Genomic DNA, 20,896 nt, shown 5'->3' with positions numbered 1-20,896 from the left:
AGGCTCACTCAGTGAGCCTGATCAACACACAGAATATCTAGGAGAACATTATGAAACACGGTCGTCGCGTTGCAATCCTCGGTGGTTCACGCATTCCTTTTGCCCGCTCCAACACAGCCTACATCGGCAAGTCCAACCAAGACATGCTGACCGCAGCCTTCCGTGGCGTGGTCGACAAGTTCCAATTGCACGGTGAAGAGTTGGGTGATGTGGTGGCAGGTGCGGTGGTCAAGCACAGTCGCGATTTTTCCCTGTGCCGCGAATCGGTATTGGGTTCTGGCTTGAGCCCCATGACCCCGGCTTTTGACATTCAACAGGCTTGTGGTACTGGTCTGGAAGCGGCCATTCTGGTGGCCAACAAAATTGCTTTGGGTCAGATTGAAGTGGGCATGGCTGGTGGTGTAGATACGACCACCGACGCCCCCATCGCCGTGAGCGAAGGCCTGCGCAAAATTCTGCTGGAAGCCAACCGCGCCCGCGACACCAAAGGCAAACTGGCTGCATTGCTGAAGATTCGCCCCAAGCACCTGGCACCGCTGCCACCTGCCAACTCCGAGCCACGCACCAAGATGAGCATGGGCCAGCACTGCGAAGTGATGGCACAAACTTGGAATATTCCCCGCGAAGAGCAGGATGAGCTGGCTGTGAGCAGCCACCTGAAAGCTGCCAAAGCCTACGAAGAAGGTTTCTTTGATGACCTGATCGTGCCGTTCAACGGCTTGACCAAAGACAACAATCTGCGTGCGGATTCGTCGGTTGAGAAACTGTCTGGCCTGAAGCCTGCATTTGACCGCAAGAGCGGCAAGGGCACCATGACCGCCGGTAACTCCACCCCCCTGACCGATGGCGCATCGGCCGTGTTGCTGGCCTCTGAGGACTGGGCCAAGGCCCGTGGCCTGCAGCCCCTGGCTTACCTCACCTTCTGCGAAACCATTGGTGTGGACTTTGTATCGGGTAAAGAAGGCCTGTTGATGGCGCCTGCCTATGCTGTTCCCCGCATGTTGAAAAAAGCCGGTGTGAGCCTGCAGGACTTCGATTTCTATGAAATCCATGAAGCCTTTGCTGCACAGGTGCTGTGTACCCTGAAAGCCTGGGAAGACCCCAAGTTCTGCCAGGAAAAGCTGGGCCTGGACAAGCCGCTGGGTTCCATCGACCGCAGCAAGCTGAACGTCAAAGGCGGTTCGCTCGCCGTGGGTCACCCCTTTGCTGCAACCGGTGGCCGCATTATCGCCACGCTGGCCAAGTTGCTGAACGAGAAGGGCAGCGGTCGCGGTCTGATCTCCGTGTGTGCAGCCGGTGGCATCGGTGTAACAGCCATTCTTGAGAAGTAATCCATGAGCGCCGCCGACCGTTTGAAGTCCTCGACCAAGTTCTTTGAACTCGGCGAGATGCCCAATGGCAAGGTGATGCTGCTGAAGGCCGCCACCACCTCGACGAAAAAGCCCAAGACCGATACCCAGGCCGTGCGCCTGGGCGCTCGGGTCAAGAAGGTGTACATCGATCGGGAGTGGGTGCGCGCCTACAACGTGGTGTGTGGTTTTCAGGAAGATTTCATTTCCCTGACTGCCCCCCAGGTGTTGGCCTCACCGTTGCACATGTACCTCATGAGCCGTGCCGAGCACCCGTTCCCGATGTTGGGCATGGTGCATTTGCACAATGCAGTGGAACTGATTCAGCCGCTGGAATTTGGTGTGCCTTATGACGTGGTGGTCACCATTGGTGACACCCGTGCCATTCCGCAAGGTCTGGAGTTTGACGTGCACACCGAGTTTTTCAAGGGTGATGATGTGCATTGGCGCGGTACCATGAGCGTGTTGTGTCGGGTGAAGGGTATGCCTAAACCGGCTGGCAAACCAGCCGCCACCGAAACATTGGACCCCGCTCAGGCTCAATACGTGAGCCTGAAGGTGCCTGAAGATCAGGGCCGCCAGTATGCCAAGGTGTCGAACGACTACAACCCGATTCACCTGTATGCGCAAACTGCCAAAATGTTTGGCTTCAAGCAGGCGATTGCACATGGCATGTGGAGTGCAGCCAAAACCTTGAGCATTCTGGAAGCCAGCCTGGGCGCACCGGCCAAGCAGTACAGCCTGAGTTTCAAGCAGCCGGTGTTTTTGCCGTCCAAGGCCAGTTTGAAGAGTGTGACCAGCAACGGCGTGGTCCGTTATGAACTGCTGGCGGAGCGTGATTCCAAAGTATTGATGGTGGGTACGATTTCAGCGTAAAACGCGGATTCGAACACCCTCAAAGTAAAACCACCGCTCACAAGGCGGTGGTTTTTTTATTCAGTCTGCCAAGCCGGGCACCAGCATTTTTTCTATCAGCACTTGCATGTCGCGGATGGGAATTTCCGGGTGTTGAATCCACCAGCGTGCGCCCGCTTCCACCGCGCCCACCATGACACTGGCCATGGCCATGGCTTGTATGCCCACCGCGCCGTGTGTGGTGTCGCCCGTTTTTCGTGCACCCTTCATTTCTTCTATCGTGCGGGCGGCCGCTTCAATAAAGCTGTTGCGAAAGAAGGTCACTTTCTCACCCACCGGGCCAACACTGGTCAAAGCCTCGTTGTACAACACAGACCAGCCGTCCCGGTGGCGTTCCACAAAGGTGAGGAAGCTCAGCATGATGTGCTTGAGGCGTTCCGTGGCATTGGGATTGGCCATGAGCAGGCTAAGGCCTGACATCAAATGGTTGCCCACTTGCGTGATGGTGGCCAGATACAAAGCATCTTTGGAACCGAAGTAGCGGTACAGCAGGGGTTTGGTAACGCCGGCCCCCTCTGCAATCTCTTCCATGCTGGTGGAGTGGAAGCCGTGTTTGGAAAACACCGCACCCGCCACCTCCAGAATTTGTTCCATCCGCTGCTCTTTGGGCACCTTGCGGGTACCCAGGCGTTTGGCCGACGCACCCGCGGCACTGTTGGATGCCGTCTTTTTTGGGTCGGTGGATTTCTTCACAAATTACTCGTGAGTTACATTGTTGCTGGCAGTGTAACAAGCTTCCAGCACAATTGTAAAAAATGTGCCCCGCAAGTGCGGGGCAGGGGGAGGGTACTCAGTAAAGGCCGGGTTTATTTGTACCCGGCCTTGTCCATGATGCGTTGTGAAACGGCCGTATTGGCCGCCAATGTTTTGGCGGGTGTTACGTCGGCTTTGAATGGGCCCAGGGATTCAAGCCCAGGGTTGTCGAGCTTCACACCTTTTGCCACTGGCCATTCGTTGTTGCCATTGGCAAAGTATTTTTGTGCGGTGTCGCTGGCCAGGTATTCCAAAAACTTCACCGCATTGGCCTTGTTGGGGGCATTGGCCGCCACAGCGCCGCCTGACACATTCATGTGCGCACCAGTGGTTTTCTGGTTGGGCCAAATAAAGCCGACTTTGGACACCACGTCCTTGTCTTCCGGTTTGTCGGAATTCAACAGGCGAACCCAGTAATAGGTGTTGGTCAGTGCCACACCACATTCACCACTGGCCACGGCCCGAATTTGATCCGTGTCGCCACCTTTTGGGCTGCGGGCCATGTTGGCCACCATGCCGTTGGCCCAGTCTGTGGCCGCTTTTTCGCCCTGATTGGCCACCAGGCTGCTCACCAGGCTCAGCATGTAAGGGTGAGCACCGCTGCGGGTGCACACTTTGCCTTTGAGTGCCGGCTTGGCCAGATCGTCGTAGGTTTGCACCGAGTTGGGATCGATGCTGGCTTTGTTGTACACAATGGCGCGGCTGCGGGCAGAAAAGGCGTACCACAAGCCGTCTTTGCCGGTGTATTGGGCGGGAATGCGGTCAGCCAATACCTTGGACTTCACAGGTTGGAACAAGCCCTGGTCTTGCGCTGTGGATAGGCGCGCGGCGTCCACCAGCAACACCACATCGGCCGGGCTGCGGGGGCCTTCGTTTCGCAGCCGCTCCAACAGGGCTTCGTCGCCCAGGTCCAGCCGTTTGATGGTGATGCCGGTTTGCTTGGTGAAGTCGCTGTACAAGGCTTCATCGGTGGCGTAGTGGCGGGCAGAGTAGAGGTTTAGCACCTTCTCTTCGGCGTGCGCAGTGGCGCTTAGCAAGCCCAGTGCAGACAGGGCCATCAATCGTTTCAGTGACAGGTTCATGGAGACTCTCATGATTGGGGTTTAACAATGTAAAAGAGGTCGCTTCACGCCGGAAGTTTATCGCTCGGTAATCGAGATGTAAACAAGAAGCATTCCTATTTACTAGAATACACGAAATATCGCGTCAGAGTGTCGTAAGGGCCACTTTCTACAGTGGGTCAACACACAAGGGTTTGCATCCCTGACACAACACACGGAGACAAGGCTGTGAGTTCAAACAAGAAGTATCAGTCCTCGGGCGCTTATCAAAACCTGTACGAGGAATCCATCCGCAACCCCAAAGGCTTTTGGGCCCGCCAAGCCGAATTGATTGACTGGCACAAGCCATTTGACAAGGTGCTGGACGATTCCCGCCCCCCGTTTGCGGCTTGGTATGTGGGCGGTGAAACCAACCTCTGCTACAACGCGGTGGACCGCCATTTGGCAGAGCGTGCCGACCAGGCTGCATTGATTTATGTGTCCACCGAGGTTGACCAAGAGCGCACCTACACCTTCCGTGAATTACACCGCGAAGTGCAAATTGCAGCCGCCATGTTGCAAAAGCTGGGTGTGAAGAAAGGCGACCGCGTGCTGATCTACATGCCGATGATTCCGCAAGCCGCCTTTGCCATGCTGGCCTGCGCGCGCATTGGTGCCATCCACTCGGTGGTGTTTGGGGGGTTTGCCTCACACAGCCTCGCCTCGCGCATTGACGACGCGAAGCCCACAGTGATTGTTTCCGCCGATGCCGGTAGCCGGGCTGGCAAAGTGGTGGCTTACAAACCACTGCTGGACGAGGCGATCGAGCGAGCATCACACAAACCAGCCAAGGTGTTGATGGTGAACCGGGGGCTGTCGGCATTTCAGTCGGTGGCCGGCCGCGATGAAGACTACGCCAGCTTGCATGTCCAGTTGAAAGATGCGCAAGTGCCGGTGACCTGGCTGAAGTCCACCGACATCAGTTACATCCTTTACACCAGCGGCACCACTGGCAAACCCAAAGGGGTGCAGCGGGATGTCGGGGGCTATGCGGTGGCGTTGGCCGCGTCCATGAAGCATGTGTTTCTGGGTGAGGCCGGCAAAAACTTTTTTGCCACCAGTGACATTGGTTGGGTGGTGGGCCACAGTTACATTGTGTACGGCCCATTGATGGCGGGCATGGGTACGGTGTTTTATGAAGGTGTGCCCATTCGGCCGGATGCCGGCATTTGGTGGAAGATTGTGCAAGACCACCAGGTGTCGGTGATGTTCTCGGCACCCACGGCTGTTCGCGTGTTGAAAAAACAGGACCAAAGCCTGCTGCGCAAGTACAACTTAAGCAGCCTGAAGGCTTTGTTTTTGGCGGGCGAGCCGCTGGACGAAACCACCGCGCAGTGGATTTCGGATGCACTGCAGAAACCCATCATCGACAACTATTGGCAAACCGAAACCGGCTGGCCGATTTTGTGTGTGCAGCGCGGCATTGAAGACATGGACCCCAAGTTTGGCAGCCCCGGTGTGCCGGTGTTTGGCTTCAATGTGAATGTGCTGGATGAGACCACTGCACAGCCCTGCAAGGTGAATGAAAAAGGCGTGGTGGCCATTGAAGGGCCATTGCCACCAGGTTGCATGCAAACCGTGTGGGGCGATGACGAACGCTTTGTCAAAACCTATTGGTCTAGCTTCAAGCCTCGGCAGGTTTATTCCACCTTCGACTGGGGCATTCGGGATGAGGATGGTTACTTCTTCATTTTGGGCCGCACCGACGATGTGATCAACGTGGCTGGTCACCGCTTGGGGACCCGTGAAATTGAGGAAAGCATTTCATCCCATCCTGCTGTGGCGGAGGTGGCGGTGGTGGGTGTGGCCGATCAGCTCAAAGGGCAGGTGGCCATGGCCTTTGCGATTCTTAAAACCTCGGATGTTATGGAAAGCCCTGAGAAGGCAAAAGCCCTGGAAGCGGATATCATGAAAGTGGTGGATTCGCAGTTGGGTGCAGTGGCCCGACCGGCCCGTGTGCATTTTGTGAATGTGTTGCCCAAAACCCGCTCGGGCAAATTGCTGCGGCGGTCCATTCAGGCCATTTGCGAGGGACGTGACCCAGGTGACATGACGACGATTGAAGACCCGGCTGCACTGGAACAAATCAAGTCGGCCGTGGTCCACTGAAGATAACCAGTTTGGGGTGATGTGGTTCTTTCCGGGCCGCATCAATTGAAAGGCCTCTGCAATTTGCTTGCAGAGGCCTTTTTTTGATTGGGCTGAGTATAGTCAGCCCAAGGCCGGCATCGGCCGTCAATAGCTTAAGCCACAGAGACTGGAATTTTCCCGATCTTGGCTTGCCACTCTTTGGGGCCGGTGTTGTGCACGGAAATGCCTGAGCTGTCCACGGCCACCGTCACGGGCATGTCCTTGATTTCGAATTCATAAATGGCTTCCATGCCGAGGTCTTCAAAACCCACCACACGGGCTTGGGTAATGGCCTTGGACACCAGGTAAGCTGCGCCACCCACGGCCATCAGGTACGCCGACTTGTTGTCGCGAATGGCTTCAATGGCCACCGGGCCACGCTCGGCCTTGCCCACCATGGCGATCAGGCCGGTTTTTTCCAGCATCATGCGGGTGAATTTGTCCATGCGGGTGGCTGTGGTGGGGCCGGCAGGGCCGACGGCTTCGTCGCGCACGGGGTCGACTGGGCCCACGTAATAAATCACGCGGTTGGTGAAGTCCACGGGCAGTTTTTCGCCCTTGGCCAACATGTCGGCAATGCGCTTGTGGGCAGCATCCCGGCCAGTCAGCATTTTTCCGTTCAGTAGCAGGGTTTGGCCGGGCTTCCAGCTGGCCACTTCGTCGGCGGTCAATGTGTCGAGGTTGACGCGCTTTGAACGCTCCGTGTCCGGCATCCAATGCACATCGGGCCAATCTTCCAGTTTGGGCGTTTCCAGGTGTGCCGGCCCATCGCCATGCAGGTGGAAATGCACATGGCGGGTGGCTGCGCAGTTGGGGATCATGGCCACGGGTAGGCTGGCGGCATGGGTTGGGTAGTCCATGATCTTCACATCCAGAACCGTGGTCAGCCCACCCAGTCCCTGCGCACCAATACCCAAGGCGTTCACCTTGTCGTACAGTTCAAGGCGCAGTTCCTCAGCACGGTTTTTGGGTCCACGTTCAATCAGCTCAAAAATATCCACGGGCTGCATTAGGCTTTCCTTGGCCATCAGCATGGCTTTCTCGGGTGTGCCGCCAATGCCAATCCCCAAAATGCCGGGCGGACACCAGCCCGCGCCCATGGTGGGTAAAGTTTTCAGCACCCAGTCCACAATCGAGTCGGATGGGTTGAGCATGACCATCTTGGCCTTGTTCTCAGAGCCACCACCCTTGGCAGCGCAAATCACTTCAACACCATCGCCGGGAACAATTTCATAGTGAATCACGGCCGGGGTGTTGTCTTTGGAGTTGGTGCGCTTACCTGCAGGGTCAAGTAGTATGGAGGCGCGTAGTTTGTTGTCCGGGTGCAGGTAAGCGCGGCGCACACCTTCATTGACCATGTCGGCCACGCTCAGGGTGCTGTCCCACTTCACATTCATGCCCACTTTCAGGAACACCACGGCAATCCCTGTGTCCTGGCAAATGGGGCGCTTGCCTTCGGCGCACATGCGGCTGTTGGTCAGGATTTGCGCAATGGCATCTTTGGCCGCCGGGCTTTCTTCACGCTCATACGCTTTGCCCAGCGCCTGGATGTAGTCCAGTGGGTGGTAGTAGGAGATGTACTGGAACGCGTCGGCGATGGAGGCGATGAAATCCTCTTGCTTGATGGTGCTCATGAGTGGGACTCCGGCGAAGAATGGGGTTGGGAAATCAGTTTGTCACAGTACGCAATCGCGATGGCCGATAGCAGGAAAATCACATGGATGGAGCCTTGCGCCACCAGGGTTTTCACATCGTACTGCTGGGCGTTGATGAATGTTTTCAGCAAGTGGATGGACGAAATACCAATGATGGCCATGGCGAGTTTGACTTTCAGCACCGAGGCATTCACATGGTCCAGCCACTCGGGCTGGTCGGGGTGGCCCTCCAGGTGCATGCGGCTCACGAATGTTTCATAGCCGCCAATGGTGACCATGATCAGCAGGTTGGAAATCATGACCACGTCGATGAGGGCCAACACAATCAGCATGATGCCGGTTTCATCCAGCGTGTGGGTGGCTGCACCACCCACCAGGTGCCACAACTCGATCAGGAAGTGGTACACGTACACAATTTGCGCCACGATGAGGCCCAGGTACAAGGGCAATTGCAGCCAGCGGCTGGCAAACATGAGGCGGGCTAGGGCAGGGGGGCGGTGATGTCTCTGTTCCATTTTGTAGCAAGTGTGCAGTGCAGCAATATGTGAATGAAGTGGTGCCACATGATAGCAGACCGCGCTGTGCTGAATTGGCTTTCTATCAAGCACTTGGCGGTGTGGAACATGTTTTGCTGTGCAGCGGCGGTGTGTAAGGTGACAGTAAGAGCGTTTGCCTATTGTTGAACGATATCAATCAATCTGGGCACCGCTGCAAGCCGGCTTTTTTGTGCGCGCTGCCACATTCAACAGATTAAAAAACAACCCCCTTGGAGGACAGGATGTCAGCAATTCAGTCAGTCTCACACGAGACCCGTGTGTTCAACCCCAGCGAAGAATTCAAGCGCCAGGCCAACATCAGTGGCATGGCGGCCTACAAGGCCCTGTGCGACGAAGCAGAGCGTGACTTCACTGGTTTTTGGGGTCGCCTGGCCAACGAGAACCTGAAGTTCTCCAAGCCCTTTACCCAAGTGCTGGATGAGACGAACGCGCCGTTCTACAAGTGGTTCACTGGTGGTGAGTTGAATGTGTCGGCCAACTGCCTTGAAAAAAACATTGATGCAGGTTTGGGCGACAAGGTTGCCATTATTTTCGAAGCCGATGGCGGCGAAGTCACCAAGGTGACCTACAAGGAATTGCTGACCCGAGTGAACAAACTGGCCAACGGCCTGAAAAGCCTGGGCGTGAACAAGGGCGACCGCGTGGTGATTTACATGCCCATGAGCATTGAAGGCGTGGCGGCCATGCACGCCTGTGCGCGCATTGGTGCCATTCACTCGGTGGTGTTTGGTGGCTTCTCTGCCAAGGCCTTGCAAGACCGAATTGTGGACACCGGCGCTGTGGCGGTGATTACCGCTGACCAGCAAGTGCGCGGTGGCAAGCAACTGCCCCTGAAAACCATTGTGGACGAGGCCCTGAGCCTGGGCGGCTGCGAAGCCGTGAAGAACGTGATTGTGTACAAACGCACGGGTGCCGATGTGGGCATGCAAGCTGGCCGTGATGTGTACATGCACGAACTTGCCGGGAAACAGAGTGACCAGTGTGCACCAGTGATGGTCGATTCCGAACACCCCTTGTTTATTCTGTACACATCGGGCTCAACCGGTAAGCCCAAGGGCGTGCAGCACAGCTCTGCAGGTTATTTGCTGTGGGCGCTGCTCACCATGAAGTGGACTTTCGACTTGAAACCCAACGATGTGTTTTGGTGCACAGCCGACATCGGTTGGGTGACTGGCCACAGCTACATCACCTACGGCCCACTGGCTGCCGGTGCCACACAGATTGTGTTTGAAGGCGTGCCCACATTCCCGAATGCTGGCCGCTTCTGGGACATGATTGCCCGCCACAAGGCGACCATTTTCTACACGGCACCCACGGCCATTCGCTCGCTCATCAAGGCTTCGGAAGCCGATGAGAAAGTGCACCCCAAGAGCTACGACTTGTCCAGCCTGCGTTTGATGGGCTCAGTTGGTGAGCCTATTAACCCAGAGGCCTGGATGTGGTACTACAAAAACGTGGGCGGTGAGCGTTGCCCGATTGTGGACACCTTCTGGCAAACCGAAACCGGCGGCCACATGATCACGCCGCTGCCCGGTGCCACACCGCTGGTGCCCGGTTCATGCACATTGCCGTTGCCTGGCATTATGGCTGCGGTGGTGGATGAAACTGGTGGCGACCTGCCCAACGGGCAGGGTGGCATTCTGGTGGTCAAGCGCCCATGGCCCTCGATGATTCGCACCATTTGGGGCGACCCCGACCGTTTCAAGAAAAGCTACTTCCCCGAAGAATTGGGTGGCAAGCTGTACCTGGCCGGTGACGGCGCTGTGCGCGACAAAGACAATGGCAACTTCACCATCATGGGCCGCATTGACGACGTGCTGAACGTGTCGGGACACCGCATGGGTACCATGGAAATTGAAAGCTCGCTGGTGGCCAACGAACTGGTGGCCGAGGCTGCCGTGGTGGGCCGCCCGGACGACCTGACTGGTGAAGCGATTGTGGCCTTTGTGGTGTTGAAGGGCGACCGTCCGGCGGACGATGAACTGCGCGCCAAACTGGCCAATGAGCTGAAAGGCTGGGTGGGCAAGGACATTGGCCCGATTGCCAAACCCAAGGAAATCCGCTTCGGCGACAACCTGCCCAAAACCCGATCCGGAAAAATCATGCGCCGCTTGCTGCGCAGCCTGGCCAAGGGTGAGCAGATTACGCAGGACACCTCCACCCTGGAGAACCCGGCGATTCTGGACCAATTGGGCAAAGCGAACTGAGTGAACACCACTGATTACCGCTGAGAGCACCGCCACACCATGAGCTTCACGCTGAGCTTGACCCGCTTTTTTGCGGTGCTCACGCTCGCGTTCATGGTGTGCATTGGCAGCGCCGCCGTCATGGAGTTGTATGGCGTGGCGCGCCAATGGATTGGGTACTACTTCATTTTTGCCACGCTGGGCGCTTATGCCGTGATTGGCTTGCTAAGCCGCACCAGCGACATTCATGAATACTTCGTTGCCTCGCGCACCGTGCCGGGCATCTACAACGGCATGGCCACCGCTGCCGACTGGATGAGTGCCGCATCCTTTTTGGGTGTGGCCGGCACGCTGTTTTACAGCGGCTTCGAAGCGCTGGCATTGCTGGTGGGTTGGACGGGCGGTTTTGTGTTGATCGCCCTGTTGGTGGCGCCTTACCTGCGCAAGTTTTCGTACTACACCGTGGGCGATTTTCTGGCCGAACGCTACAGCGGCGAGGATGAAGGGCGAGTGGTCCGCCTGTTCTGTATCGGCGTGACCATCGCCATTTCATTTGTCTATGTGATTGCGCAAATTTATGCGGTGGGGCTCATTACCTCACGTTTTGCCGGTGTGGAGTTTGGCATCGGCGTATTTTTCGGTTTGGCCGGTGTGCTGGTGTGCTCGTTTTTGGGGGGTATGCGCGCAGTCACCTGGACGGCAGTGGCCCAATGCATCGTGATGATCATCACCATGTTGTTGATGATTGGATCGCTGATGATGTTTTCCAGTCGAAACCCTAAGCATGATGCGGAGCAGGGCCAAAAAGTGGGCTTTGCCGAGTATGTGCGCATTCAGGAACAGCGCATTCTGAACGACCCCAAAGAAGCCGATGTGCGCCGCATGTACCTGCATGAGGCACAGCGGTATGAATTGCTGATCGACGCCTTGCCCACCTCGTGGGTGGAAGGCTATGAAGCCCGCCGCAAAAACCTGGAACTGGCCCGTTACGATGGCTCGACATTTCAGGAAATCAAGACTGCTGAGCGGGTGCTGAACGACTACCCCAAGGATGTGAAAGAGGCCCGCAAACGGTGGTCACAAGAACGCCAACGGTTGCTTGAAAAGGTTAAAACCAGCGTGCCGCATTTTGGTGTGAATGTGGACAAAGGCAAGCCCACCGACTGGTCTGCCGCCTTCAGTTTTCTGGCAGTGGCCTTTACCCTGATGTGCGGCACCGTGGCCTTACCGCACATCATTGTGCGGTTTTTTACCACGCCCAATGCGTCGCAAACCCGGTGGTCCGTGGTGGTGGCCCTGGGTTGTATTTTGCTGGTGTACCTGGCCTCGCCCTGGTTGTCGGTGATTGCCAAAGTGGTGGTGTACGACAATGTGGTGGGGCTGAACTATGCCGATGTGCCCAACTGGATGGCAGCCTGGAGTCGCATCACCCCCGGCCTTGCAGCCATTCAGGACATTAACCAGGACGGCATTGTGCAGTTTGCTGAAATCAGCCTCAGCCCCGACATCATTGTGCTGGTGACGCCCGAGATTGCGGGCCTGCCGTTTTTCCTTTCAGGCTTGATTGCAGCGGGTGGATTGGCTGCGGCGCTGTCCACAGCCGATGGCTTGTTGATGGCCATTGCCGCCTCGCTGTCGCATGACCTGTACTACAAAATGCTGGACCCCGAAGCCACTTCGCAACGGCGCGTCACCATGTCGAAAATTGCCCTGATGACAGCCGCCTTGCTGGCCGCTTGGGTGACCAGCCTGCAGCCCGGCAATATTGTGCTGCTGGTGGGGGCGGCCTTTGCACTGGCGGCCTCCAGCCTGTTTGTGCCGCTGGTGGCCGGTATTTTCTGGAGTAGGGCCACCCGAAAGGGCGCCTTGTGGGCCATGGGCACCGGGTTTTGCACCTCGGCCACGTATTTGGCCTTGTCCAACAGCAGTTTTATGGGGTTTTTCAATGCCGACCCGGTTTCCCTCTTGGGCTTGAGCGGCGTGGCCTCGGGCGCCATCACCGTGCCCTTGAGCGCACTGGCCATGGTGCTGGGCTCAACCATTGACGGCCACAAGCGGGAAATGCCCGAGATGATTGTCACCCTGCGCACACCCGAGCGAACCCTCGAAACCCGGGAGCTATAGCGCTTTTCGGGAAAAGTTTGCTATACTTGCGGGCTTACCACGCGGAGAGATGGATGAGTGGTTTAAGTCGCACGCCTGGAAAGCGTGTATAGGTTAATAGCCTATCGGGGGTTCGAATCCCCCTCTCTCCGCCACCGCATTCCTCAAAAGGCCCAGTCAAATGACCGGGCCTTTTGCATTTCCGGCGGAGAAGAAGCGAAGTCCCTGCGGACTTCGCGGGGGGATTCGAAGCTTTTCGCCTGCCAGCGAAAAGCCGGGAGAATCGACACGCCCAGTGACGCGGCAGCGGCACGCAGGGGTGGCGTCCTTCACCTTGTTTACCAACTATTCAACAAACACATTGCAATAGCGTAGGGCGTATTGCCCATTATTACCCCTCGCGATGTAAGCCGATGTGGGCTCAAGCCCTTTGAATCGAATCTGGATGTTTTGCTTGCAGTTGGGCGCGTCTTGATTGGTTGTTAGGGATGTTGTGCTGGTCAGGCGGGCTGCCAGAAAGAATTGTTTGTTGTACAAAATATAGGTTTCTAAAGGGTTCAATTGATCCTTGAATCACCACGAATATGATTGTTTGGGTGGAATCTTTGCTGTGAGATGGTTACCAATGGTCATCATCAATTCAGTGGATATTTCATGGACAATATATTGCTTGCGAGCAATATATTGTTTGTATACAATATATGAAAGCAATTCCAGTTCTCAAGGCGAAGGAGATTCGAGAAGACGGAACGATTGTCGAAGTGGTTGTGTGGAAGCTACCCGCCCGCCTTGAGCCTTGTATACATTCCTTTAAATATCGGTTGTATTACGGATTGCCCGGCGTGTGCAGAATTCGATATGACAATGAGTTGGGAAAGGGGGATCATCGCCATGTAGATGGTCAAGAGTTCCCCTATCGGTTTCGTAATTTGGAAACGTTGCTGACGGATTTTCAGCACGATATTCAAGCTTGGGGTAGTGACCATGAAAGCGATCATTGATGTAAGTCCGAAAGGCGGTTTGCTGAATAGCCTTCTGAAAACAGCTCGTCAGGTCGATTCGGGTAAAGCGGCGCGTGGCAACTATCATCTGTCATTCGAATCATCCAAGCTGCTGCTGAGCGAATTGAGCACAGCGAGAATTGCGTTGCTTGAGGACCTGCGGAAAGTGGGTGAACAGTCGATCTACGCCTTGGCCAAACTGGTTGGGCGGAATTATTCAAATGTGCACAGTGATATCAATAAGTTGATTGAGCTAGGCCTTGTGCTGAGAACAGAAGACACCAAAAAGGTATTTGTTCCTTTTGATAGCGTAGAAATTCGTCTCACTTTGTCTGAGGCTAGTCACTGAGCCAACTGAGGTACAACGGCCTCGATTTAACGGATGGCGCCGTACAGCTTTTCAGCCCTTTCATTGAGGTAAGCGCATGAATCGCTTGATTTATATTGGTTGCATCGCGTTGTTGTCGGTGAGTTCAGCAGTGGCACAAGAATTCAAGAAAATGGACTCCCAATACATGCTTTATTCAGGCTCATTGGGTGATCCCGTGAAACCTACGAAAAAAGACACAAAAATATCCATCGAAATTTCCAATCAGGCTGCTGAAGATATTTTCAACCAGCTTGGTAGTGATTTAAAAGATGTGTGTTTGCAGGACCCTGGCAGTCGCTATCGCATGAAGTCTGACGGGTCAATCGCTTGTACGTACACGCAGCAAGATGGCTATATTTGCTATATTGGAATCGACCTTAAAAAAGGAAAATTGATTCCCGGCAGTATCTGCTGAAGACTTATTGAACGATCTTCAATCGGGGTTTTCCGTCTAGGTAAATTCTCACCCTGAAAAATCAAAATACATCAATAGCCCAAGCGCCCCTTGTTGCTTGGTTTGTGCGTTAGCAATCGTCGCCGGACCGCTACTGAATCTGCCCATCCTATCAATCACATATTCGATGATTTCGGTTTTTGATCCGTTTGGATCATCCATTTACCCGTCACAATCAAGAATGCGGATTTACCCATAACAAGAACGAACGAGGAAGGGACACCCCCATGCAAACCATCTTGGGTGCCAATGGCCAAATTGGCCGTGAATTGGCACGAAGCCTGCGCCGCGATTTCACCAGCACAACACATGAAACTATTCGATTGGTGAGCCGCAACCCGAAGCAGGTGAATGGCACCGACGAATTAATGCCTGCCGACTTGATGGATGCTGTGCAAACAGCAAAGGCCGTTGAGGGGGCGAGCGTGGTGTACCTCACCGTGGGTCTGCCCATGAACACACAACTGTGGATGGACCAATGGCCCGTGATGATGCACAACGTGATTGCCGCCTGTGAGCAGCACAAGGCGAAGTTGGTGTTCTTTGACAACACCTACATGTACCCACAAACCGGTGAGGTGCAAACCGAGGCCTGCCGCTTTGAGCCCAACGGCCTGAAAGGACAGGTGCGGGCCGAAATTGCGAATGACCTATTGCAGGCCATGCAAACGGGCAGGGTGCAAGCGCTGATATGCAGAGCCCCCGAGTTTTACGGGCCTGGGCTGACGCAAAGTATTACCAACACCACCGTGATTGAGCCGTTGAAGGCCGGTAAAAAAGCCAAAGTATTTTTGGCAGACGACACGTTGCGGACACTGATTTTTACACCCGACGCCAGCCGAGCCATGGCCTTGCTGGGCAATACGCCCGATGCCTTTGGACAGACCTGGCACCTGCCCTGCGACGACAACAGGCTGACCTATCGAGAGTTTGTTCAATTGGCCGCCAAGGTGTTTGGTGCAAAGCCGCAGTACACCGTGGTGAAGAAATGGCAACTGGTGTTGGCCGGGCTTTTTAACCAGCGCATTTGCGATGCTGTGGAATTGTTGCCCCGGTATGCTGTGGACAATTTGTTTGATTCCAGCAAATTCAAGCAGCGGTTTCCAGCGTTTGAAGTGACGCCGATTGAGCGGGGGCTTGAGATGTGTCGTGAGCCTGCGTGATGGGCAAGATAAGCGCGGCAGGGGATAGTGGAGTGTTGCAGAATGGGATCATGATTTGATCCTCTTTCTCCCCATTTGCTAAGTTGGGGGTTTGTATTTAAGCAATCAAACCCATGATTAACATCAACCACCTTGGACTCATTGTCGACGAACGGATTATTGTTCGCGTATTTCATCAAATAGAAAAAGGCTCGATGAGAACCATCAAGGGCATCATTGTTCATCAAACGGACTCATCATCAGCTGAAGGGTCATTCAACAGTTACCGAAACGGCGCGGCGGGAGCCCATTTGCTCATCGACAAAGATGGAACCATCTATCAGACTGCGTCCCTTTTTCAGCAAACTTGGCACGTCGGTAAGCTGCGTTCTCGATGCCTTGCTGAGTTAAGCTGTAGCGCCTCTGAGATGCCAATTGCCAAACGTTTTAATCCGACGGGTACTCATCGGAGGGAGCTTCAAAAATCAGTGCCGAACAGATACCCATCCAATGAAGATTCGATCGGTATTGAAATTGTGGGGCAAGCTCTTCCTTTAAATGAACCCAATCCAGACAAGCGTGTGTACGAGGAGCTCACTGTTGCACAAAAGGACAGTTTGGCTTGGCTTGTCCGTGTGTTGACGTCAAAGTTGGGAATATCGACACAAGAAATTTTCAGACACCCCACCGTGTCTTATAAAAATGCAACGGAAGCAGCAGGTGCAACATGGTGAGCTTAAGGTTTATGGTCGTGACGCTGCTTCTATCGTCATGTGCCGGATTGCAAGCTCATCCACAGGCCATTCAATTGATGGTGAGCAAAACAGGCGTACTGACCCAGTTGATTTCCACCGACGAAACAGCCGAGGAGTGTTCGACCTTTACAGTGGATGCAGCGGTTGCGAAGGCAGCGATTGCCGAGTCGACGCTGGTGAGTGAGCGAGCCTATGCCCATGATTTGGATGCCTCCAACTGCAGTGCCAATGGCACTTTAAGCTGGCATGGAAAAACAGGCACCTGGACCTTGGACCGCACCGGGCGAATACTGCTGGTTTGGGCGGATGGCAAGGCAGAGTACCGCTTGTGTAAAAACTGCCAAGCGCCTTTGTTTGCGCAATAGCAGAGGTTACACTGGCGGTTCTTGTTGCAGTAACCAAGGAGCAATGCACATGGATTTGTTTGATGCAATTTACCAGCGCCGCGCCATCAAGGGCTTTGATCCGGAGTTTGTGATTCCCGCTGCGGATGAAACCAAAATGCTGGAAGCCGCCATTCAAGCCCCAACCAGCTTCAATATCCAACACTGGCGTTTTGTCGTGGTTCGCGACAAAGCGTTGCGTCAGGAAATGCGCAAGTTGGGCAATGACCAAGCGCAAATCACGGACGCATCGTTGCTGGTCATCATGACAGCTGACACCAAAGCCTGGCAGAAAAACCCAGCGCGTTATTGGGAAAAGGCGCCCAAGGAAGTGGCAGACCTGTTGGTCGGCTGGATGGGCCCATTCCACGATGGCCGCGAATGGCTGCAGCGCGATGAAGCACAACGTTCGATCGGCATGGCCATGCAAACCCTGATGTTGTCTGCAAAGGGCTTGGGTTACGACTCCTGCCCTATGATTGGCTTTGACATTGAGGCAGTGGCCAAACTGATCAACCTGCCCGCAGACCATGTGATGGGGCCGATGGTTGCCATTGGCAAGGGCGCCAAGCAGCCCTGGCCAAAGCCTGGCCAGTTGTCACTGAATGATGTTGTGGTCAACAACACGTTCTAAACGGGCTGACCCGTGGAGTGCAAAAAAAGCGGGATCAGTTTTCCCGCTTTTTTTTATTGGCGCTTGGGCAAATCGCTGAGCATGTTGTCGTCAATGTTCTGACCACCATCACGGTTTCGTCGGTTGGGCTCGTAAAAGACCATCAATGATTACACCGAGCTGAGATTCAAGATCTTTGACAGTGAGGCCCAGGTTCTTCTGACGGTTGTTCGACCACACATCCAGCAAGAACTCGCAAGTATTTAGCGCAGTTTGAAGTTGTGGCAAAGGAGGGGGCGGATTCTTCTGCGTTAGCATCATCTGGGCAATCAATGTGCATTGATGCAAACGCTGTCTGTCACGTTCTATCTGTGCAGGTTCAGACAATATGCACAACGCATTCAGATTCTTTCTGAACATGAATGCTCTGCGATGTTCCTCGAGCAGCAGCGAAATAACCTGCCCAACAGTCTTCTTGTTTACTGGTTTTGCAATCACGGCATGAATGGCATCCCATTCGGTTTTCACCCAGTCTGCATAGCAGGCAAGAAACACGGATTCTTTTGAATCGAAATATTTATAAAAAGAACCTACCGCTACACCAGCCTCTTTGGCGATGTGGTTCGAATTCAAATCGATTAGCAAGTGTTGGTTAAAAAGTCGAAACGCTGCACTCAGTATTCTTTTCCGAGTCTCGATGGGGTCTCGGCGTCTTTGATGAGTCATCAGATTATTTGACATGGTCTAGTTGAGAAGTCCTCAGGCGGTCGAGAAAGTTACACAAGTGTGTAAAAAACTCATCAGGTGCCTCAAGGTAGGCGCAGTGCCCACCAGAAAACAGCTGTAAGGAATGATTGGGAACCCGCTTAATAGCGGCTTTGCTGGTCTTTAATGAGACAACTGCATCGTCCTTCGCCCAGGCGAACAAGACTGGGCGCTGTATTTCGGGCATCATCCAGCGGATATCTCCACTGGGTTGCATAAAACTTACCCATGCCTGCTGCATCACCAATGCATTGTTCTTGCCAGCTGCAATGATGCGTTTTCGTTGCTCTGCAGCAGCGGGGCCGCGCAATAAGGCGCGGCAAAACAATCCAAAAATCGGTTTGAATAACGGTGAATTTCGCCGACCTAAAACGGCTACTCGTGCCATGAAAGAGCAAAAAATGCGTGCAACCCAGTTGATCGGTGCCAAGCCACCCGGATTACAAGCCACCACAGCCTTTACTCGATCTGGGTGCGCATGTGCAAAGCGAAGGGCAGCAGCGCCTCCAATTGAATTTCCAATCAGCAGCGGGCGATCAATGTGTAGCTGATCCAAAAATTTCAGGAGTAAGCGCTCACATCGTTCTGCGGAAAATGCCTCATGGTCATCGCCAGATCTGCCGTGTCCAGGCCAATCCAGAACAATGACGCGGATTCCAGAGATGGACCGAAGCTTGGATCTGAGGTACATGAAATCTCGTCCACCCTGGGCCGTGGCATGTAAGCAGATCACAGGTTGACCCAGTCCTTCATCGCTGTAGGCCAAGTTAACGCCATCCACGGTCACTTGTAAAAAGGGTGATTCAACGCCAATGTGCTCTTTCATGAATATCCAAAAGTGATACCGATATCATTATCATATTTAAATCATGGAAAGTTTCAATGAATGAATTGACGGAAATCTGACTTAAGGGCCATTCAAAACATGTCGCAGCGTCGACATTTCGGCGGGTCTGGGTCAACACACTTTCTTGTAAGGTGGTCAAATGGTTGTGCTGGAGGCCTTACCAATGGCCAACATCAACAACCACTTCCTTTTGTACTGCACTGGAGCATCCACCGCATGAGCAATACTTCCCGCACCGCATTGATCACAGGCGCCTCTGCAGGCATTGGTGCCGCCTTTGCCCGTCACCTCGCCGCCGAGGGCTATTCGCTGTTGCTGGTCGCACGCCGCCAGGATCGTTTGACTGAGATTGCAGACGAACTCACCAGAAAACATGGCGTGCGCTGCACGGTGCTGGCCGCTGATCTGAGCGATCCCTCTGCACCCTCACAAATCATGGAATACGCACAGGCGCACGGTATTGCGATTGATGTGTTGATCAACAATGCCGGGCTTTCCGGAAAATCCGCATTTGCTGACACCCCTTGGCCCAAACTGGCAGCCGAAATTCAGTTGATGGTCACTGCGCTGACAGAGCTTTGCCACCGTGTTGTACCCGGTATGCAGGAACGCGGTTGGGGCCGCATTGTTAACCTGTCGTCGCTGGCGGCATTCTCGCCACCCGGCGCAAGCCTGCTGTACACCGGCATCAAGAGTTATGTGCTGGGTATTTCTCAGTCTCTGGACATGGAACTGAAGCCCCAGGGTATTCATGTCACAGCCCTGTGCCCCGGTTTTACGCGCAGTGAATTTCACGACACCATGGGCACCCGGGACGCAGCCAACAAACTGCCTGCCTTGTTGTGGCAGGAAGCCGATGCAGTGGTGCGTGAGGGTTGGAATGCCGTCATGAAGGGCAAGCCCGTGTGTGTACCCGGTGTGGTCAACAAAGTGGTGGCCAGCAGTGTTAGGCCTTTGCCGGTGAGCCTGCAATACCACTTGGGCAATCGCCTGAACCCATTCAAGGAAAATTGAACCCACACCCCAAGGGGCTGCTCAATGGGTGGCCCTGTGTGCTTTAATCGCCCCCGTTTTTGGACTTCACCAAGTGTGCCATCTGGGTATGCATTTGGGTGGGGTTATTCAGTAAACCTTCGACAACGCTTTGCCGGTTTTCGGCGGGCTGGTTTTGGCTCACTTTCCATTTGCCTTGCCACCGCACAATGTTCAATCGGATGCCCACAATGTGGTTGAGCAGCGTGTGGGTAAATTCTGCTGGCGCATCTTTCACCTGCCATGGCTTGGGCTGGTTGGCTTCATGGTGTTGCGTCAGCTCGGTCAAAATGCCCAGCAGTTGTTCCGGCTCTTGAACCGCTTGTAAGGTGCAGTGCGCATGCACCACCGCGTAATTCCAGGTGGGCACCACCTTGTGGTGCACGGCTTTGGTGGCATACCAGTTGGGCGATATGTAGGTGGAGGCCCCCTGAAACACCAGCAGCAATTCTTCGTTGTTTGATACTTGCCACAGCGGGTTGTTTTTGGCGACGTGGCCAATCAATGTGCCCAAACCATTGTCATTGGGTTTGTACAGCAGGGGCACGTGGTCCGCGCTCAGCCCCTCCGCACTGTGCCGCACCACGGTGGCCAGTGGGTGGTCCCGAATCAGAGCAACAAGGGCAGGCGCTCGGTCTTCCTGAAATGGTGTGGGGTTGTACATGGCAGTGCAGTGCACCTCAATTCATCGGTTGGTGTTGTGTGGCCTTGGCTGCCAGTATTGCAAGGGATTGAACTTGCGGCAACATCATTGATGGTGTTCATGTGGCTATCAAAAATAATTCA

21 protein-coding genes and 1 tRNA gene are annotated in these 20,896 nt (G+C 54.6%); 14 read left to right on the top strand and 8 right to left on the bottom strand.

What is annotated here, in order from left to right; all coding sequences use genetic code 11:
* The first annotated feature begins 50 nt into the window (after positions 1–50).
* Both NQT62_RS08690 and NQT62_RS08685 read left to right on the top strand, forming a co-directional pair.
* A complete protein-coding gene (locus NQT62_RS08690) occupies positions 51–1,331 on the top strand; it encodes an acetyl-CoA C-acetyltransferase (protein WP_256764290.1) in 1,281 nt (426 codons plus the stop codon).
* A 3-nt stretch (positions 1,332–1,334) separates the two neighbouring features.
* Complete coding sequence (locus NQT62_RS08685) at positions 1,335–2,225, top strand: MaoC family dehydratase (RefSeq protein ID WP_256764289.1); 891 nt, start codon at positions 1,335–1,337, stop codon at positions 2,223–2,225.
* Positions 2,226–2,285: 60 nt separating this feature from the next.
* Here NQT62_RS08685 and NQT62_RS08680 read toward each other — a convergent pair whose 3' ends face one another.
* Positions 2,286–2,957 (bottom strand): TetR/AcrR family transcriptional regulator, encoded by a 672-nt coding sequence (locus NQT62_RS08680; RefSeq protein WP_256764288.1) that lies wholly within the window; start codon positions 2,955–2,957, stop codon positions 2,286–2,288.
* A 113-nt stretch (positions 2,958–3,070) separates the two neighbouring features.
* Complete coding sequence (locus NQT62_RS08675; protein ID WP_256764287.1) at positions 3,071–4,099, bottom strand: extracellular solute-binding protein; 1,029 nt, start codon at positions 4,097–4,099, stop codon at positions 3,071–3,073.
* A 207-nt stretch (positions 4,100–4,306) separates the two neighbouring features.
* Here NQT62_RS08675 and NQT62_RS08670 point away from each other — a divergent pair, with 207 nt between their 5' ends.
* Positions 4,307–6,226 (top strand): propionate--CoA ligase, encoded by a 1,920-nt coding sequence (locus tag NQT62_RS08670; protein WP_256764286.1) that lies wholly within the window; start codon positions 4,307–4,309, stop codon positions 6,224–6,226.
* Positions 6,227–6,360: 134 nt separating this feature from the next.
* On the opposite strand, the gene NQT62_RS08665 is transcribed toward NQT62_RS08670, so the two are convergent.
* Both NQT62_RS08665 and NQT62_RS08660 read right to left on the bottom strand, forming a co-directional pair.
* The gene (locus NQT62_RS08665) at positions 6,361–7,881 is read right to left on the bottom strand and encodes a fumarate hydratase (RefSeq protein WP_256764284.1); all 1,521 of its coding nucleotides are present in this window, start codon (positions 7,879–7,881) and stop codon (positions 6,361–6,363) included.
* Entirely contained in the window at positions 7,878–8,417 is a 540-nt protein-coding gene (locus NQT62_RS08660) for a TIGR00645 family protein (RefSeq protein ID WP_256764283.1), read from the bottom strand. Before NQT62_RS08660 ends, NQT62_RS08665 begins: the two co-directional genes overlap by 4 nt.
* Before the next feature lie 263 nt (positions 8,418–8,680).
* Here NQT62_RS08660 and acs point away from each other — a divergent pair, with 263 nt between their 5' ends.
* The 6 genes from acs (at position 8,681) to NQT62_RS08630 (ending at position 14,534) form a co-directional block, all read left to right on the top strand.
* The gene (gene acs / locus NQT62_RS08655; RefSeq protein ID WP_256764282.1) at positions 8,681–10,666 is read left to right on the top strand and encodes an acetate--CoA ligase; all 1,986 of its coding nucleotides are present in this window, start codon (positions 8,681–8,683) and stop codon (positions 10,664–10,666) included.
* A gap of 39 nt (positions 10,667–10,705) precedes the next feature.
* Entirely contained in the window at positions 10,706–12,769 is a 2,064-nt protein-coding gene (locus NQT62_RS08650; RefSeq protein ID WP_256764280.1) for a VC_2705 family sodium/solute symporter, read from the top strand.
* Positions 12,770–12,812: 43 nt separating this feature from the next.
* Positions 12,813–12,903 (top strand) — tRNA-Ser (locus NQT62_RS08645).
* A 546-nt stretch (positions 12,904–13,449) separates the two neighbouring features.
* The gene (locus tag NQT62_RS08640) at positions 13,450–13,749 is read left to right on the top strand and encodes a toxin-antitoxin system TumE family protein (protein ID WP_256764279.1); all 300 of its coding nucleotides are present in this window, start codon (positions 13,450–13,452) and stop codon (positions 13,747–13,749) included.
* Complete coding sequence (locus NQT62_RS08635) at positions 13,733–14,098, top strand: HVO_A0114 family putative DNA-binding protein (protein ID WP_256764278.1); 366 nt, start codon at positions 13,733–13,735, stop codon at positions 14,096–14,098. Before NQT62_RS08640 ends, NQT62_RS08635 begins: the two co-directional genes overlap by 17 nt.
* Positions 14,099–14,174: 76 nt before the next feature.
* On the top strand, positions 14,175–14,534 hold the full coding sequence (locus tag NQT62_RS08630; protein WP_256764277.1) for a hypothetical protein: 360 nt from the start codon (positions 14,175–14,177) through the stop codon (positions 14,532–14,534).
* A gap of 48 nt (positions 14,535–14,582) precedes the next feature.
* Here NQT62_RS08630 and NQT62_RS08625 read toward each other — a convergent pair whose 3' ends face one another.
* The gene (locus NQT62_RS08625; protein ID WP_256764276.1) at positions 14,583–14,735 is read right to left on the bottom strand and encodes a hypothetical protein; all 153 of its coding nucleotides are present in this window, start codon (positions 14,733–14,735) and stop codon (positions 14,583–14,585) included.
* A gap of 65 nt (positions 14,736–14,800) precedes the next feature.
* On the opposite strand from NQT62_RS08625, the gene NQT62_RS08620 reads away from it, so the two are divergent.
* The 4 genes from NQT62_RS08620 to NQT62_RS08605 all read left to right on the top strand — a co-directional run bounded on the left by NQT62_RS08620 (position 14,801) and on the right by NQT62_RS08605 (position 17,487).
* A complete protein-coding gene (locus tag NQT62_RS08620; protein WP_256764275.1) occupies positions 14,801–15,736 on the top strand; it encodes an NAD-dependent epimerase/dehydratase family protein in 936 nt (311 codons plus the stop codon).
* Positions 15,737–15,849: 113 nt separating this feature from the next.
* Positions 15,850–16,449, top strand: coding sequence for a peptidoglycan recognition protein family protein (locus NQT62_RS08615; protein WP_256764274.1), 600 nt, complete (start codon positions 15,850–15,852; stop codon positions 16,447–16,449).
* A 17-nt stretch (positions 16,450–16,466) separates the two neighbouring features.
* Positions 16,467–16,835 (top strand): hypothetical protein, encoded by a 369-nt coding sequence (locus NQT62_RS08610; RefSeq protein WP_256764273.1) that lies wholly within the window; start codon positions 16,467–16,469, stop codon positions 16,833–16,835.
* A gap of 49 nt (positions 16,836–16,884) precedes the next feature.
* A complete protein-coding gene (locus NQT62_RS08605; protein WP_256764272.1) occupies positions 16,885–17,487 on the top strand; it encodes a nitroreductase family protein in 603 nt (200 codons plus the stop codon).
* A gap of 108 nt (positions 17,488–17,595) precedes the next feature.
* On the opposite strand, the gene NQT62_RS08600 is transcribed toward NQT62_RS08605, so the two are convergent.
* Positions 17,596–18,207, bottom strand: a complete 612-nt coding sequence (locus NQT62_RS08600) for a TetR/AcrR family transcriptional regulator (protein WP_256764271.1) — start codon at positions 18,205–18,207, stop codon at positions 17,596–17,598.
* The gene (locus NQT62_RS08595; RefSeq protein WP_256764270.1) at positions 18,197–19,057 is read right to left on the bottom strand and encodes an alpha/beta fold hydrolase; all 861 of its coding nucleotides are present in this window, start codon (positions 19,055–19,057) and stop codon (positions 18,197–18,199) included. Before NQT62_RS08595 ends, NQT62_RS08600 begins: the two co-directional genes overlap by 11 nt.
* 237 nt (positions 19,058–19,294) lie before the next feature.
* On the opposite strand from NQT62_RS08595, the gene NQT62_RS08590 reads away from it, so the two are divergent.
* Positions 19,295–20,092, top strand: a complete 798-nt coding sequence (locus tag NQT62_RS08590; protein WP_256764269.1) for an SDR family NAD(P)-dependent oxidoreductase — start codon at positions 19,295–19,297, stop codon at positions 20,090–20,092.
* A 43-nt stretch (positions 20,093–20,135) separates the two neighbouring features.
* Here the strand turns inward: NQT62_RS08590 and NQT62_RS08585 are convergent, their stop codons facing one another.
* Complete coding sequence (locus NQT62_RS08585) at positions 20,136–20,774, bottom strand: FMN-binding negative transcriptional regulator (protein ID WP_256764268.1); 639 nt, start codon at positions 20,772–20,774, stop codon at positions 20,136–20,138.
* Positions 20,775–20,896: the final 122 nt, after the last annotated feature.

The organism is Limnobacter humi, assembly GCF_024518835.1.
GTDB lineage: Bacteria > Pseudomonadota > Gammaproteobacteria > Burkholderiales > Burkholderiaceae_B > Limnobacter > Limnobacter humi.
This window is presented reverse-complemented; position numbering and strand designations above follow the sequence as displayed.

Excerpts from the sequence above, each read along its gene's own strand:
- NQT62_RS08690 (WP_256764290.1), top strand. The coding sequence starts at position 51 with ATGAAACACGGTCGTCGCGTTGCAATCCTCGGTGGTTCACGCATTCCT.
- NQT62_RS08685 (WP_256764289.1), top strand. The coding sequence starts at position 1,335 with ATGAGCGCCGCCGACCGTTTGAAGTCCTCGACCAAGTTCTTTGAACTC.
- NQT62_RS08675 (WP_256764287.1), bottom strand. The coding sequence starts at position 4,099 with ATGAACCTGTCACTGAAACGATTGATGGCCCTGTCTGCACTGGGCTTG.
- NQT62_RS08665 (WP_256764284.1), bottom strand. The coding sequence starts at position 7,881 with ATGAGCACCATCAAGCAAGAGGATTTCATCGCCTCCATCGCCGACGCG.
- NQT62_RS08660 (WP_256764283.1), bottom strand. The coding sequence starts at position 8,417 with ATGGAACAGAGACATCACCGCCCCCCTGCCCTAGCCCGCCTCATGTTT.
- acs (WP_256764282.1), top strand. The coding sequence starts at position 8,681 with ATGTCAGCAATTCAGTCAGTCTCACACGAGACCCGTGTGTTCAACCCC.
- NQT62_RS08650 (WP_256764280.1), top strand. The coding sequence starts at position 10,706 with ATGAGCTTCACGCTGAGCTTGACCCGCTTTTTTGCGGTGCTCACGCTC.
- NQT62_RS08640 (WP_256764279.1), top strand. The coding sequence starts at position 13,450 with ATGAAAGCAATTCCAGTTCTCAAGGCGAAGGAGATTCGAGAAGACGGA.
- NQT62_RS08635 (WP_256764278.1), top strand. The coding sequence starts at position 13,733 with ATGAAAGCGATCATTGATGTAAGTCCGAAAGGCGGTTTGCTGAATAGC.
- NQT62_RS08630 (WP_256764277.1), top strand. The coding sequence starts at position 14,175 with ATGAATCGCTTGATTTATATTGGTTGCATCGCGTTGTTGTCGGTGAGT.
- NQT62_RS08625 (WP_256764276.1), bottom strand. The coding sequence starts at position 14,735 with ATGGATGATCCAAACGGATCAAAAACCGAAATCATCGAATATGTGATT.
- NQT62_RS08620 (WP_256764275.1), top strand. The coding sequence starts at position 14,801 with ATGCAAACCATCTTGGGTGCCAATGGCCAAATTGGCCGTGAATTGGCA.
- NQT62_RS08615 (WP_256764274.1), top strand. The coding sequence starts at position 15,850 with ATGATTAACATCAACCACCTTGGACTCATTGTCGACGAACGGATTATT.
- NQT62_RS08605 (WP_256764272.1), top strand. The coding sequence starts at position 16,885 with ATGGATTTGTTTGATGCAATTTACCAGCGCCGCGCCATCAAGGGCTTT.
- NQT62_RS08600 (WP_256764271.1), bottom strand. The coding sequence starts at position 18,207 with ATGTCAAATAATCTGATGACTCATCAAAGACGCCGAGACCCCATCGAG.
- NQT62_RS08595 (WP_256764270.1), bottom strand. The coding sequence starts at position 19,057 with ATGAAAGAGCACATTGGCGTTGAATCACCCTTTTTACAAGTGACCGTG.
- NQT62_RS08590 (WP_256764269.1), top strand. The coding sequence starts at position 19,295 with ATGAGCAATACTTCCCGCACCGCATTGATCACAGGCGCCTCTGCAGGC.
- NQT62_RS08585 (WP_256764268.1), bottom strand. The coding sequence starts at position 20,774 with ATGTACAACCCCACACCATTTCAGGAAGACCGAGCGCCTGCCCTTGTT.